Source organism: Rhodococcus sp. D-6 (assembly GCF_040256695.1).
Taxonomy (GTDB): Bacteria; Actinomycetota; Actinomycetes; order Mycobacteriales; family Mycobacteriaceae; genus Rhodococcus; species Rhodococcus pyridinivorans.
The window spans coordinates 3901882-3916406 of sequence record NZ_CP132970.1 but is presented as its reverse complement, the minus strand read 5'-3'; the positions used below and the strand labels follow the sequence as shown (position 1 = coordinate 3916406).

13 protein-coding genes and 1 pseudogene are annotated in these 14525 nt (G+C 67.8%); 9 read left to right on the top strand and 5 right to left on the bottom strand.

All coding sequences use genetic code 11. The features are described 5' to 3' along the window. Positions 1–567: a flavin reductase family protein gene (locus tag RBB84_RS18265; RefSeq protein ID WP_019288825.1), complete on the bottom strand. Its 567-nt coding sequence runs from the start codon at positions 565–567 to the stop codon at positions 1–3. Positions 568–821: 254 nt separating this feature from the next. On the opposite strand from RBB84_RS18265, the gene RBB84_RS18260 reads away from it, so the two are divergent. Beyond that, positions 822–1742, top strand: a complete 921-nt coding sequence (locus tag RBB84_RS18260; protein ID WP_064256443.1) for an AraC family transcriptional regulator — start codon at positions 822–824, stop codon at positions 1740–1742. 10 nt (positions 1743–1752) lie between these two features. On the opposite strand, the gene RBB84_RS18255 is transcribed toward RBB84_RS18260, so the two are convergent. Beyond that, on the bottom strand, positions 1753–2550 hold the full coding sequence (locus tag RBB84_RS18255; protein WP_024102357.1) for an IclR family transcriptional regulator C-terminal domain-containing protein: 798 nt from the start codon (positions 2548–2550) through the stop codon (positions 1753–1755). 190 nt (positions 2551–2740) lie between these two features. Here RBB84_RS18255 and catA point away from each other — a divergent pair, with 190 nt between their 5' ends. The 5 genes from catA (at position 2741) to RBB84_RS18230 (ending at position 7405) form a co-directional block, all read left to right on the top strand. Continuing rightward, positions 2741–3592 (top strand): catechol 1,2-dioxygenase, encoded by an 852-nt coding sequence (gene catA / locus RBB84_RS18250; protein WP_006553165.1) that lies wholly within the window; start codon positions 2741–2743, stop codon positions 3590–3592. Between the two features lie 151 nt (positions 3593–3743). Further along, complete coding sequence (locus tag RBB84_RS18245; protein ID WP_006553166.1) at positions 3744–4871, top strand: muconate/chloromuconate family cycloisomerase; 1128 nt, start codon at positions 3744–3746, stop codon at positions 4869–4871. 37 nt (positions 4872–4908) lie between these two features. Then, positions 4909–5190: a muconolactone Delta-isomerase gene (gene catC, locus RBB84_RS18240; RefSeq protein ID WP_006553167.1), complete on the top strand. Its 282-nt coding sequence runs from the start codon at positions 4909–4911 to the stop codon at positions 5188–5190. Positions 5191–5224: 34 nt separating this feature from the next. Continuing rightward, positions 5225–6361 (top strand): nucleotide pyrophosphatase/phosphodiesterase family protein, encoded by a 1137-nt coding sequence (locus RBB84_RS18235; RefSeq protein WP_064256444.1) that lies wholly within the window; start codon positions 5225–5227, stop codon positions 6359–6361. A gap of 75 nt (positions 6362–6436) precedes the next feature. After that, positions 6437–7405 (top strand): alpha/beta hydrolase fold domain-containing protein, encoded by a 969-nt coding sequence (locus RBB84_RS18230; protein WP_006553169.1) that lies wholly within the window; start codon positions 6437–6439, stop codon positions 7403–7405. A gap of 4 nt (positions 7406–7409) precedes the next feature. On the opposite strand, the gene ygiD is transcribed toward RBB84_RS18230, so the two are convergent. Together ygiD and RBB84_RS18220 are read right to left on the bottom strand one after the other, a co-directional pair. After that, entirely contained in the window at positions 7410–8252 is an 843-nt protein-coding gene (gene ygiD / locus RBB84_RS18225; RefSeq protein WP_064256445.1) for a 4,5-DOPA dioxygenase extradiol, read from the bottom strand. A gap of 37 nt (positions 8253–8289) precedes the next feature. Then, positions 8290–9126 carry an alpha/beta hydrolase gene (locus RBB84_RS18220; RefSeq protein ID WP_060652640.1) on the bottom strand — a complete coding sequence of 279 codons (837 nt, stop codon included), beginning with the start codon at positions 9124–9126 and terminating at the stop codon, positions 8290–8292. 128 nt (positions 9127–9254) lie between these two features. Between RBB84_RS18220 and RBB84_RS18215 the strand changes: the two genes are divergently transcribed. The 3 genes and pseudogenes from RBB84_RS18215 to RBB84_RS18205 all read left to right on the top strand — a co-directional run. Beyond that, a complete protein-coding gene (locus tag RBB84_RS18215) occupies positions 9255–10001 on the top strand; it encodes a hypothetical protein (protein WP_064256446.1) in 747 nt (248 codons plus the stop codon). A 205-nt stretch (positions 10002–10206) separates the two neighbouring features. Further along, positions 10207–11886 (top strand): ABC-F family ATP-binding cassette domain-containing protein, encoded by a 1680-nt coding sequence (locus RBB84_RS18210; RefSeq protein WP_064256447.1) that lies wholly within the window; start codon positions 10207–10209, stop codon positions 11884–11886. Next, positions 11883–13127 (top strand): annotated as a pseudogene (locus tag RBB84_RS18205) (MFS transporter); the annotation flags it as partial. The gene RBB84_RS18210 and the pseudogene RBB84_RS18205, both read left to right, overlap by 4 nt. Before the next feature lie 41 nt (positions 13128–13168). Here the strand turns inward: RBB84_RS18205 and RBB84_RS18200 are convergent. Beyond that, positions 13169–14521 carry an MFS transporter gene (locus tag RBB84_RS18200; RefSeq protein WP_064256448.1) on the bottom strand — a complete coding sequence of 451 codons (1353 nt, stop codon included), beginning with the start codon at positions 14519–14521 and terminating at the stop codon, positions 13169–13171. Positions 14522–14525: the final 4 nt, after the last annotated feature.

Below are 14525 nucleotides of genomic sequence, written 5' to 3'. Positions count from 1 at the left end.
TCAGGCGTGGGCTGCGGCGAGGTGGAACGGCACGAAGCGGGTCTGCGAGTCGAACCATCCGCTGTGCGGATCGTCGAGCGAGCCGTTCCACGCGGTGGACGTGCTCGGGGCGCCGAGATCATGGAAAGTGCTGCGGTAGAACAGGAGCGGGTCGACCGTCTCGTCGAAGGTGGCGTCGACGATCTCGCCGATGTAGATGATGTGGTCGCCGCCGTCGTATTCGCGCCAGGGCGTGCACGACAGTGTCGCGGCGGTGCCGGCGAGGATCGGGGCGGTGGGGCCCTGCTCCCAGACCGGCTCGGGCGACTGGGGGCGTCCTGCGAAGTGCAGTGCAGTGTCGAGCTGGTTTGCGGCGAGGATGTTGACCGCGAACGGCGCGTCGGACAGGAACCGGCAGGCCTTGGAGGTGCGGGTCAGGGTGACCTGGCACAGGCGGGGCTCGAGCGAGACGGCGGTGAAGGCGGTGACGGTCGCGCCGTGGGGCTCTCCGTCGCTGTTCGCGCAGGTGATGACGGTGACGCCGCTGGCGAACTGTCCGAAGATATTGCGGAGTGTGCGCTGATCCATGTCTGCGTCCTCCTGTCCGGTGCGGGTTGTGGTGGACTTCGATTCGATGTGACACAGACCATATGGACGTCGTGGAACTTGTGCGATCCAGTGAGCGCGGTCACTATCCACCTAGCGCGGTGAGTGGGCCGAAGGGCCCTGTTTGCCTGGGGCCGTGTTCCGCATCACACTGGATCGCACGTGCTCGAACCACACGGATGCGCAGGTCGGAGCGCCGACGACGAGCTGGAAACGAAGGTGAGGGGCCGATGGCAATGGAGCCGACTTCGGGGCCGGTCGATTGGGAAGGGGTGGAAGAGGCTGTCTCGAATGCCTATTTCGAGCACGAACTGACGCCGCTCGACGACGTCGCGCCCTCGCTCCGGCTCCGCACACTGCCGCTCGGGCCGATCCGTCTCACGCGCATCGGCTGGGGAGCGGCGGTGTCGATCCGCAGCGAACATCCCGGGGCGTACGCGGTGAACATTCCGATCGCCGGTCGGATCGCCGCCGGCAACGGGTTGGTGTCGGAGGTCGGGCACGCCGCCGTCTTCCGTCCCGACACCGCAGCTCCGGAACAGAAGTGGACGAACGACTGCGAGATCGTCGGGATCAAGCTCGAACGCAACTATCTACAGCGCGAGATGTCGCGCATCCTCGCCCGTCCCGACCTGCAGCTCCCGAATCGGGTGGATCTGACGACGCAGGCGGGCCAGAGCTGGATGACGCTGTTGCGCTCGGTCGTGGAACAGCTCAAAACGGACGAATCGCTCTGGCGGAATCCGCTTGTCTCGGAGCAGTTGTCGGGTGCTCTGACGACCTCGTTCATCCTCGCGGTCATGCCGGAGGACGCGGATCCGACCGGCGGGGCGCGCCCGCGCATCATCAAGCGTGTCCTCGACCGGTTGCACGAGGATCCCGCCTCGGCGTGGACCACCGCCGAGATGGCCGAGGTGGCCGGGGTCAGCGTGCGGCGCCTGCAGGAGGGGTTCCGCGAATATCTCGGGGTGTGCCCGCGCGACTATCTGCTCGACCTGCGCCTCGAGCGCATCCACGAGGAACTCGCGGTGGGCGATGCGGCGGAACTGTCGGTCACCGATGTGGCTCTGAAGTGGGGTATCACCCATACCGGCCGGTTCGCGGCGGCCTACAAGCGCAAGTACGGGGTGGCACCGTCGGTCACGCTGCGTGGGTGATCGAGGGCCGTCAGTTGTGGTGGTAGCCGAGCTCGCTGCTGAGCCTTTCGGCGCAGTTCACGACCCTTTTCGTAGCGAGATCGCGGAACGAGTCGAGGGTGTGCCGACCGGTCGACGTCGAGCACGCGAGCACTCCCACGGCATAGCCGGAGGGGTCGAAGACGGGAGCGGCGATCGTGATGAGCCCTTCCTCGAGTTCGGCGGAGGTGATCGCGTAGCCGCGGTTGCGCACGTGGGCCAGTTCGGCACGCAGGTCGTCGGGGTTGTCGATCGTCGCGCTCGTGAATCGTACGAACTCGGTTTCCTCGAGCACGCGATCGACGATTTCGCGTGGTGACCAGGCCAGCAGCGCCCGACCCATCGACGTCGCGTAGGCGGGGACGCGGGTGCCGACGGAGACGTTGATGGTCATGATCCGGCGGACCGGGACGCGTGCGGCGTAGACGACCTCGGTGCCGTCGAGTACGCCGAGGGATGCGGATTCGTTGGCGTGCTCGGCGATCTCGACGAGTTTCGGCAATGCCGAGTCCACGAGAGTGTGGGATTCGGTGTAGTGCCGGCCGATACTGAGCACGCGTGGAGTGAGCGACCATCTCGTGCCGTGCGAGGTGACGTAGCCGAGTTTCTGCAGGGTCAGCAGGATCCGGCGGACCGCGGGTCGCGACAGGTCGGTCTTGGCGGCCAGCTCGGCCAGGCTGGGGTTCGGGTCCTTGTCGTCGAAGGCGTGCAATACCGCAAAACCACGTTCGATGCTCTGGATGAAGTCTCGATCGTTGCTAGGGCCATTACCTAGGTCGATGCTCGGCATCCTGCCTCCTACCTGCGTACTTGTTGATACTGCCCGATCCGGTGTTGACAAGCTGTGTGACACCACGCACAGTATGTGATGTACGCACTGCGATACACAAGTACGCACAGCGTACTGACCGGTGATCACCGCAGCCCCTGTGTCGCACCGGCCCCACACTTCCGATAGTTCAGTCCCCACGAGGAGAGCCATGACCACCATGGAGAACCCCACCGCCCACGGGTCCGGCAACGCTGCGACCGACAAGTTCAAGTCCGAGCGGGTCACGTCCGACACCTCGGTCGAGCGTGCGTCGGCGATCTACCAGGACGTGATCGGGGCTTTCGCCGACATCATCCAGAAGCACCAGGTGACCTACGACGAGTACCGGGTGCTCAAGCAGTGGCTCATCGACGTGGGTGAATACGGCGAGTGGCCGCTGTGGCTGGACGTCTTCCTCGAGCACGAGATCGAGAAGGTGCACTACAACCGCAAGGGCTTCACCGGCACCAAGGGCTCCATCGAAGGCCCCTACTACGTCCCGGACAGCCCGAAGCTCCCGGCCAAGTGCACGATGCCGATGCGCGAGAAGGACAAGGTCGCGCCGCCGCTGGTCTTCAAGGGCCAGGTCACCGACCTCGAGGGCAACGGCCTGCATGGCGCCACCGTCGAGCTGTGGCACGCCGACGAAGAGGGCTTCTACTCGCAGTTCGCCCCCGGTATCCCCGAGTGGAACCTGCGCGGCACCGTCGAGGTCGACGAGAACGGCAACTTCGAGATCACCACGCTCAAGCCGGCTCCCTACAAGATCCCGGCCGACGGACCGACCGGCTGGTTCATCAGCTCCTACGGCGGACACCCCTGGCGTCCGGCCCACCTGCACCTCATGGTGAAGGCTCCCGGCAAGCGCGCCATCACCACCCAGCTGTACTTCAAGGGCGGCGAGTGGGTCGAGGACGACGTCGCCACGGCCGTCAAGCCCGAGCTCATCCTGGATCCGCAGCCCAACGCCGACGGCATCGACGAAGTGACCTACAACTTCGTACTCGACCCCGAAGCGTGATCCGCACCGCGGAAACCGCCCGATCCGGCCCCCGCGCGCGAGTCGGTTCTGCGTAACGAATGCCGGTGCCCCACTGGGGTACCGGCATTCGTGCTGAATGCAGGGTCGACGTATTCCCCGTCACACCCCGATCCGATTGTGAGCAATTCCGATGTCCGACCCCGATCTGAAGATCGCCTCCGTCACCACGACGATCATCGATGTACCGCTGATCCGACCCCACAAGTTCGCCACCACCACCGCCGAAGCGCAGCCGATCCTGCTCGTCGCGGTGACCACCGAGGGCGGCGTCACTGGTTACGGTGAAGGCGTCGTGCCGGGCGGGCCGTGGTGGGGCGGCGAATCGGTCGAGACGATGCAGCAGATCGTCGATCGCTACATCGGGCCCTACATCATCGGACGCGGAGTCGACGAGATCAGTGGCGTCATGGTCGATATCGAGCGCATCGTCGCCAACGCGCGATTCGCGAAGGCCGCCGTCGACGTCGCGATGCACGACGCGTGGGGACGCGCGCTGGGTGTGCCGGTCGCGTCGCTGCTCGGCGGTGCCTTCCGGACCGGCGTCGACGTGCGGTGGGCGCTCGGCGCCGCGCCGCTCGAAGAGATCGTCGAGGAGGTCACCCACAAGCGTGAGCAGCGCCTGAACTACTCCTTCAAGCTCAAGATGGGTGCGCTCGACCCGGCAGTCGACACCGATCGTGTCGTCAAGATCGTCGAGGCGTTCGGCGGCGAGGTCGGATTCAGCATCGACGTCAACGCCCGCTGGGACCGTTTCACCGCGCTGCGCCACGTCCCGCAGCTCGTCGACGGTGGAGTCGAGCTCATCGAACAGCCCACTCCCGCAGATCAACTCGACGTGCTCGCCGAGATCAACCGACGCGTCTCGGCGCCGGTGATGGCCGACGAGTCCGTGCAGACCCCGCACGACGCGTACGAGGTGGCCAAGCTCGGCGCCGCCGACGTCGTCGCGCTCAAGACCACCAAGTGCGGCGGACTGCAGCGCAGCAAGCAGGTCGTCGCCGTCGCGAAGGCGGCCGGCCTGCGGTGCCACGGTGCGACCTCCATCGAAGGCCCCATCGGGACCGCCGCGTCCGTCCACTTCGCCTGCGCCGAACCGGGGATCGACTACGGCACCGAACTGTTCGGTCCGCAGTTGTTCGCCGTCGAACTGCTGCAGGAGCCGCTCGACTACTCCGAGGGCCAGGTGCACCTGCCCGAGGGGCCGGGACTCGGCGTCGAACTCGACATGGACGTCGTGAAGAAGTACGCGCGTTCCTGATTCGCGCTCTCGTCAGAACAGAAGAAGGAGAAACATCATGGCACTGTTCCACGTTCGGATGGACGTCGACATCCCCCGCGATCTGGACCCCGACGTGCGCGCCGAGACCGTCGCGAAGGAGAAGGCCTACAGCCAGGATCTCCAGCGCCAGGGCAAGTGGCGGGAGATCTGGCGGATCGTCGGCCAGTACAGCAACATCTCGATCTTCGACGTCGAGTCGGCCGACGAATTGCACGAGATCCTGTGGAACCTGCCGTTGTTCCCCTACATGAACATCGAGGTCATGCCGCTGACGAAGCACGGCTCCGACATCAAGTGACCCTCGGCGCAGGCGAGTGGCTCATACTCGGGTTATGAGCCTGCCACTGCGCGACGTCTACGCCGAGCCGACCCTCGCCGACCTGATGCCTTCGGTGCTCTCGTCCGCGGGGGTCGCCGGTGAGACCAACCGACTCGATCTCACTCCCGTCGATCACACCGTCGTCCTACTCGTCGACGGGATGGGATGGGAGCTGCTGCAGCGCAACGCGAAAGCCGCTCCGTACCTGACGCAGGTGCCGGGGAGACCGATGCGTGCCGGCTTCCCGACGACCACCGCCGTCAGCCTCGCTTCCCTCGGGACGGGGCTGCCGTCCGGCCTCCACGGCATCACCGGTTACCAGTCGTACGTCGACGAGATCGAGGCCCCGGTCAACTGGCTCCGCTGGACCCTCGCCGGAACCGCGATCGACCAGCGCGACGATCTTGTACCCGAGACCGTGCAGCCCCACCCGACGGTGTTCGAACGCGGCCGCGAGGCGGGCCTGACCGTCACCACCGTCGTGCCGAATGCCTTCGAGGGCAGCGGCCTCACCCGGGCCGTGCTGCGCGGCGGCAACTTCGTCGGGGTCTCCGCCTACGGCGATCTGCTCGCCCAGGTCGTCGCCGCGGTGAGCGCCGGCGACCGCAGCCTCGTCTACTGCTACATCGGCGAGGTCGACACCCTCGGACACGTCTACGGACCGGAGTCCGCGGCGTGGCTCGCGCAACTCACGGTGGTCGATCGTTTCGTCGCGCAACTCGCCGACGCGCTGCCGACCGGCACGCGCCTGCTCGTCACCGCCGATCACGGCATGGTCGACGCCTCGCGGGGTCGCCGCATCGACTTCGACCACACCCCGGGTCTCGGTGAGGACGTCACCGTCATCGCCGGGGAACCGCGGTGCCGCCACATCTACACCTACCACGTCGACCGGGTCCTCGAACGCTGGCGCAACGAACTCGGCGACCACGCGTGGGTCGGCACCCGCGACGACGCGTTCGCGGCGTGCCTGTTCGGATCCGATCCCGATCCGGCGCTGGCCAAACGGATCGGCGACATCGTGGCCGTCGGACGCGGCGAATCGACGGTGATCCGCAGCGACGGCGAGCAGGTCATGTCGAACCTTCCCGGGCAGCACGGGGCGTTGACCGACGAGGAACTGCTCGTGCCGCTGCTGCGGATCGGGTGACGCGTTCGAGGTCCGGGGCCGCCGGGTGTCGGAACTCTCGATGCCCGAGACGTATCGGTCACATAGTGTGTGCACATGCGTACCGATGCGGTGACCTGGCACGACCGCAGCAGTAGGGTCGCGCTGATCCTCCTGTGGGTGGTCCGGATCCTCTTCAAGCCGATTCTGAGTCTCTGGCCGAGCAACGACTTCGGCATCGCCGTGCTCGGCCGGCTGTCGTGGGTGGTCGACAGGATCACGCCCACGCCGCGCGCCGTGCACGTCACGCAGACCGAACTCGGCGGAGTGCCCGGTGAGCGGATCATCTCCCCGAAGCCGGTCGACGACCCGCTCGACGACGCCACCATCCTCTACTTCCACGGCGGCGGCTTCATCTTCTGCGGCCCGTCCACCCACCGTCAGCTGTGCGTGCAGCTCGCGCTCGATTCCGGCGCCCCGGTGTACTCGATGGACTACCGGCAGGTGCCCGCGGTGCCGATCGCAGGTTCGGTGCAGGACGCGATGAACGCCTACACCGCTCTGCTCGAGGTGGCCGACGATCCCACCCGCATCGTCGTCGGCGGCGACTCGGCCGGCGGTTATCTCGCGGCGAAGGTCGCCGAACTCGCCGCGCGTCGCGGCATCCAGCGACCGGCCGCGGTGATCGGGTACTCGCCGCTGCTCAACCTCGACCTCGACAAGCACGACCCGAAGTACATGGCGAGGGACGCCTACCTGCCCATCAAGGCACTCGGGAAGATCAGTCCGCGCTGGTTCGCCGGGGAAGAGGCGATCGAGGGCGAGACGAACCCCGTCGACGCCGATCCGGCGCTGTTCCCTCCCATGTTCATGTGCGCCGCCGAATATGAGCTGACCAGGCCGGACGTGGAGATCATGACCGAACGACTCGCGTCGGCGGGACGCACCGTGGAGACACATCTGTGGCGCGGGCAGATCCACGCGTGGCCGGTCCTGGCCCGCGCGATCCCCGAAGCCATGGAACTGATCGGGCTCAGCACCCGGTTCGCGCGACGCGCGATCGTCGCAGTGGACGACGCCGCCTGAGCGCTCACAGGTTGGTGTCGGGCGGCTCCGGGCTCTCGGGCAGTCCGGCGCCGTGGCCGTCCCCGTCGCGCGGCGGACAGTTCCCGCCGACGGCGTACGACGTCATCGACAGCGATCCGTACTCGACACCGTCGACGAGGGTCTCCGGTTGCTCCCCGGACTCGGCGGCCAGACCCGCGACGTACAGCAACGGCAGGAAATGATCGGGGGTCGGCACCGCGTGGCGGTAATCGGAGTGCTCACCCAGCGCCGCGGCGTCACCGGGACGGTCGCGCAGAACGGCGAAGGCGTCCTCGTCGAATCGGTGCGCCCAGTCGAACCCCGCGCCCGGGCGTCGCGGATCCATCGCGCCGAGGTTGTGGACGACGTTGCCGCTCGCGACGATCAACACCCCGCGATCGCGGAGTCCGGCGAGACGGGCTCCGAGTTCGACGTGATAGTCGAGCGGCTTGCAGGCGTTGAGGCTGAGCTGCACCACCGGGACATCCGCCTCCGGGAAGGCGTGGGTGAGCACCGACCAGGTGCCGTGGTCGATACCCCACGAGTCGACGTCGGCACCCACCCACGTCGGGTGGACGAGGTCGGCGATCTCCTCCGCCAGTTCCGGAGCACCCGGCGCCGGATACTCGACGTCGAACAACTCCTGCGGGAACCCGAAGAAGTCGTGGATCGTGCGCGGCGACCGCATCGCGGTCACCGCGGTGGCGTTGATGAACCAGTGGGCGGAGATCGCCAGGATCGCGCGGGGCGTCGGCACAGATCGCCCGAACGCCGCCCAGGCCTGCGTGTACCGATTCGATTCGAGCGCGTTGAGCGGACTGCCGTGGCCGACGAACGCGACCGGCATGCGTGACGACACGACCCCTCCTCCCGGTTGTCGAGCCTCAGTTGTCGAGTCGTGTCTTCAACCAGGCCGTCAGGTCGTCGAGCACGCGGTCCTTCTCCGGCTCGTTGAACACCTCGTGGTACAGCCCGTCGTACAACTTCAACGTCAGGTCCTTCGAACCCGCACGATCGGCGATGAGCTGCGCCCCGGCCGGATCGGCGAGAGCATCGGCGGTTCCGTGCATGACGAGCAACGGCAACGTCAGGCCCGGAAGACGACGTTCGAGGCTCTGCTCGTTGAGCACCAGCACCCGTGCAAGCCCGGCGGGCACGAGACCGTGGTGCACGAGCGGATCGGCGTCGTACGCCGCGACCACTGCAGGATCGCGCGAGACCGCCTTGCTGTCGAGCTTCTGCACCGGCACACCCGGCAGGAAACGCCCGATCAGCTTGCCGATCTCCACGACCGGTTTCGGCGTGCCCGACGTGACGATCACCGCCGGCCCCGACAACACGAGCGCGTCGAGCCGGTCCTGATGATCGAGCGCGTAGGCCAGAGCGATCGCACCGCCCATCGAGTGACCGAGCATGAAGACCGGCAGGCCGGGATGCGCATGGGTCGCCAGATCGATCAGGCTGTCCAGGTCGTCGGTGAACTCGCGCATCTCCTGGGCGCGCACACGCTTGCCGCCCGACCGTCCGTGACCGCGGTGGTCGGGGGAGTACACGACGAGGCCGAGATCGGTGAGCCGCGCGACGACGTGGTCGTAGCGACGTGCGTGCTCACCCAGCCCGTGGCTGAGGATCAGCACGCCGGTAGGGGCCTCCGGCGACCACACGTCGTACACGATCGGGATCGCGCCGACGCCGGTGAACGACGATTCGGTGTGCTCCATGAGCGCCTCCTGCGGCCTCGTCGACAGCTGTTCCTCGCATCCTCGCACGAGTACCGGGTCGGAGGCTTGTGTCCGGCCGGAGACGGGAGCACGCTCGGAAGAAGGGGGTGCGACCGAGGAGAGCTGTGATGGAAACCGAGATCACCGAGATCGCTCCGGATGTCTACCGCGTGTCCACATTTCTCGACGCGGCGAACCTGACGATGAACCAGTTCCTCGTGGACGGTGACGAACCACTGCTGTTCCACACCGGTTATCGCGCGCTGTTCCCGTCGGTGTCGGACGCGGTGGCGCGGTTGATACCGCTGGATCGGTTGCGGTGGATCACCTTCGGACACGTCGAGGCCGACGAGTGCGGCTCGATGAATTCTTGGCTCGAGGTGGCGCCGGCTGCCGAAGTCGCGCACGGCGCGATGGGCTGTTTCGTCCAGGTCGCCGATCTTGCGGACCGTCCACCGCATCCGTTGCAGGACGGGGACGTCCTGGACACCGGGCGCCGTCGGGTGCGGCACATCGACACCCCGCACGTTCCGCACGGGTGGGACGCGGGCGTGATGTTCGAGGAGACGACGTCGACCCTGTTGTGCGGCGACCTGTTCACGGCCTTCGGCAGGTATCCGGCACGCACGACGAGCGAGATCGTCGGGCCCGCTCTGGAGGCGGAGGACCTGGGGCGTGCGACCTGTCTGACCCCCGCACTCGGTCCGACCATCCGCGCACTCGCGAGTCTGCAACCGAGCACCCTCGCACCCATGCACGCCCCTGCCTACGAAGGTGAGTGCGCCGCGACGCTCGGAGAACTCGCCGCGGCCTACGAGGAACGGTTCGCCGCCGAGACGGACGCATGCCGTGACCGAGGATCGAAATTCGATTGACGGTGGTCGGGCGCTCGGTACCCTGGAGATCATGATCCAGGCGCTCTACTTCCACTGACGACACCCCCTCCGCGACTCGGGACGTACTCCGAGGTCGCGGTTCGAGCCGTACCCGAATACGGCCGAGTGTCCGGCCGTTCGTCAGCGAGCGCATCCTCCCACCCATGATCCGGGGACGAGTGCGCCTCCGCCCGGAGGAAACCACATGACCATCAGCATCACCCTGCCCCGGCGCTCCCGCGCCCAACTCGGCGCCGTCGACGTCCACCTCGCTCGGGACGGCCATCCCGTCCTGCGCGGCGTCGACCTCGCGGTCACGCCGGGGTCCCGGCTCGGCGTCGTCGGCGAGAACGGACGCGGCAAATCCACACTGCTGCACGTGCTCGCCGGCCGCCTCGAACCGGACTCGGGGACCGTGCGCCGGTTCGGTTCGTTCGGCATCGCCGAGCAGGAGATGACCGTCGCGCAGGGGCGCACCGTCGGCGATCTCGTCGACATCGAGCTGGCGCACGTCCGCGCCGCTCTGCGTGCGCTCGACGAGAGCACCGCAGCGCTCGCCGACGAGCGTCCGGGAGCCGCCGACGCGTACGCCGACGCTCTCGAGATCGCCGAGCAACTCGACGCGTGGGACGCCGACCGCCGGGTCGATACCGCCCTCGAAGCGCTCGGCGCCGTCACCGACCGTTCGCGACCGCTGGCGGAGATGTCGGTCGGGCAGCGCTACCGCGTGCGCCTGGCCGCACTGCTCGGCGCCGAACACGATTTCCTGCTGCTCGACGAGCCGACCAACCATCTCGACGCGTCGGGACTCGACTACCTCACCGAACGCCTGCAGCAGACCCGCAGCGGCGTGGTCCTCGTCAGCCACGACCGCGCCCTGCTGACCGACGTCGCCACGTCGATCCTCGACCTGAACCCGAGCCGCGACGGTCGTCCGCGCCTGTACGGCGGGGGATATGCCGGCTTCCGGACTGGACGCGAGGCCGAATACGCCCGTTGGGTGAGCGAATACGCCCGCGAGCAGGCCGAGCGGGCCCGGCTGGAGTCGGACCTCGAATCCGCGCAGGATCGGCTCGTCACCGGCTGGCGGCCGGAGAAGGGCACCGGCAAGCACCAGCGTGCCACCCGTGCGCCGGCGCTCGTGCAGTCGGTGCACCGTCGTCAGGAAGCACTGGACGACCATGCGGTGGCGGTACCGGTACCGCCGCTGCAGTTCTCGATGCCGGCGCTCGGCGCGGAGGCCGACGGGATCGACCCGGACACACCGTTGGTGCGCGTCGAGGACGTCATGGTGCGTGGCCGGCTCGACCGTCCGGTCAGTCTGGCCGTCCTCGCCGGTTCGCGGCTCGTCATCACCGGACCCAACGGCGCCGGCAAGTCGACGCTGCTCGCGGTGCTGGCCGGTGAGGTCGAACCGACGGCGGGGACCCGTGAGAGCGATCCCGTCGTGCGGATCGGACGGCTCGCTCAGGAATCGCCGGCACCGTCGGCGGCGCGGGTACAGCAGGTCTACGACGCGCACGTCGGCGAACTGATCGTCGCCGGCCTCGTCCCCGACCAGGGCGCCGTCGATCTCGACGAACTCGGACTGTTCACCGAACGCGACCTCGGCAAGCGGGTCCGAGACCTGTCGATGGGACAGCAACGACGCCTCGACCTGGCGATGGTGCTCGCCGCGCGACCGCACGTGCTGCTGCTCGACGAGCCCACCAACCACCTGTCGATCACGCTGGTGGACGAGTTGACCGACGCCCTGGGGGCAACCGACGCCGCGGTCGCCGTGGCCACCCACGACCGGCAGATGCGACGGGACATCGCCCACTGGCCGCACCTGGCGTTGGGGCTCGCCCCGAAGGAATGCACCCGGAAAGGACCGAAGCCATGAACGCTCGGGTGCGCGCACTGGCACCCCTGCGGCACCGCGACTACCGCCTGCTGATCGGTGCCGTCGCGGCGGAATTGTTCGCGGCCGGGATGTGGACGGTCGTGATGGTCTTCCAGGTGATCGCCATCCGCGACACCCCGACCGCCCTGTCGATGGTCGCGGCGTGCCTGAGCGCCGGCCTGCTCGCGTTCGCGCTCGTGGGCGGGATCGCGGCCGACCGGTTGCCGAAACGGGCCGTGCTGGTCGCGGTGCAGGCGGTGAACCTCGTGACGGTTTCTCTCGTGACGGCGCTGGCGCTCTCCGACGCGATAGCGCTGTGGCACATGGCGGTTGCGTCGGCGGTGCTGGGCGCGGGCACGGCGTTCTTCTTCCCCACCTACACCGCGCTGTTGCCGAATGTGTTGCCCGCGGAGGAACTTCTCGCCGCGAACGGGATGGAGGGCGCGCTGCGACCGACCCTCCAGCAGGGCGCCGGACCGGCCGTGGCCGGAATGGTGGTCGGAGCGTTCATCCCGGCGACGGGCGCGTTCATCGTCGCCGCCTTCCACGCGTGTGCGCTCGTGTTGTTGTTGTGCGTGCGCGTCCCCCGGGAACGGATGGAAGAGACCGAGTCGCAGGAGAAGACGAGTGTGCTCGCCGATCTGAAGGAAGGCATCTCCTTCACGATCACCACACCGTGGCTGTTGTGGACCCTGATCGCCGCGTGCGTCATGACCTTCGTCGTCATGGGGCCGGTCGAGGTGTTGCTGCCGTTCATCACCCGCGAATTGTTCGACAACGGGGAGCAACGGTTCGGCACGATCCTCGCGGCCTTCGGTGTGGGTGGAGCCCTGGGTTCGTTGGCGGTGTCGTCGCGACCTCTGCCGCGTCGCTACCTGACCATCATGCTGATGTGCTGGGGTGTGGGAACTCTGCCGTTGGCCGTCTTCGCCTTCACGACGTCGTTCACGGTCATGATCATCGCGACGTTCGTCATCGGATTCGCCGACGCGGCGGGCATGGTCCTGTGGGGGACCCTGCTGCAGAGGCGCGTACCGCTCGGCATGATCGGCCGGGTGGCGAGCCTGGACTTCTTCGTCTCGCTCGCCCTCATGCCGGTGTCGATCGCGGTAACAGGTCCGCTGTCCACGGTGGTGCCGCGGTGGGTGCTGTTCACCGTGGCTGGTGTGGCACCGCTGGTGCTGATGCTGATCGCGCTCGTCGCCGGGCGGATGTTCGCGGACGAGATCGCGAACCCCCTGGACACCGGCAACGAGCGCGTCGACATCGTGGTGGAACCGGCTCAGCGTGCCGAGTCGGTGGAGACGGCGGCAGGCACCGCCTCGGACGAGGCGTCCGCCGAGTGTGCCGGGCGCAGCGCGAACAGTGCCACTGCGGCGAGCACGACCACGCCGGCCACTCCGAAGTAGAGCTGTTCGGGCGTCCATCCCGCATCGAGGAGCACACGGGCCGCGGTCGGTGCGAGGATGGCACCCGCTCGGCCGATACCGATGGCGGAACCGACGCCGGTGGCCCGCACCTGCGGTCCGTAGAGGGACGGCGCGAGGGTGTACAGGCCGGCGATGCACCCGTTGATGAGTCCGCCGATCAGGATGCCGAGTGCGAACGCCAGCGTCAGCGTCGAGATCGACATGATGAAGACGGTCATGGTCGCGGCGGCGGCGATGGTGAAGGTGAGCAGGACCGACCGGGTGGCCCAGCGGCTGGCGAACACTCCGAAGAGCACCGAACCGACGGTGCCGCCGAGGGTGAGCATCATGCCCGCCGTGGCGCTCTGGTCCTTCGTGAGACCGGCGGTCTCCAGCAGCGACGGCGTCCACGAGTTGACGAAGTAGAAACCGAACATGGTGGCGAAGAAGGCCGCCCAGAGCAGCACCGTCGAGCGGGTGTTGCTTCCGGAGAACAGGTCCGAGATCCGTCCTGCCCGCGGTGCCGCCTTGTCGGCGGAACGGGCGAGCGCCGGGACGGGGCTCTGGCCGATGCGTCGCGCGATGGTGTTGATCCGGTCGAGATCGCCTGCGCGTCCCCGGCTGGTGAGGAAGTCCAGGGATTCGGGCAGCAGGACGACGAGGAGGGCGAGTGCCAGGCCGGTGAGGACGGCGCCGGTGACGAAGACTGCACGCCAACCGTATCCGCTCTGCAGACCGACGGCGGCCATGCCGCCGATCGTGGCACCTACACCGTATCCGGCGGTGTAGATGCTGATGGCCAGACCACGCCAGCGGGCCGACGAGTATTCGCTCGCGATGACGGTGGTGCAGGCGAGGACGCCGCCGATACCGAGTCCGGTGATGACCCGCCAGATGCCGAGTTCCCACGCCGATCCGGCGCTCGCGGACAGGCCCATGCCGGCGGTGGCGAGTGCGACCGACATCAGGATCAGGGGCCGTCGGCCGATCCGGTCGGCCATCGGGGCGAGAGCGAGAGCGCCGACGGCCATGCCGATCAGACCCGCGCTGAGCAGCACGCCGAGTTCCGATCCGCCGAGGCCGAAGTCGCTGCCGATGCTCTTGGCGGTGAACGCCAGGGCCATGACGTCGAATCCGTCGAGGATGTTCAGCACGACGCACAGGGCGACGACCATCCATTGGTAGGGATGCATCGGCGAGGCGTCGATGCGTGCGCGAAGATCCATCGTG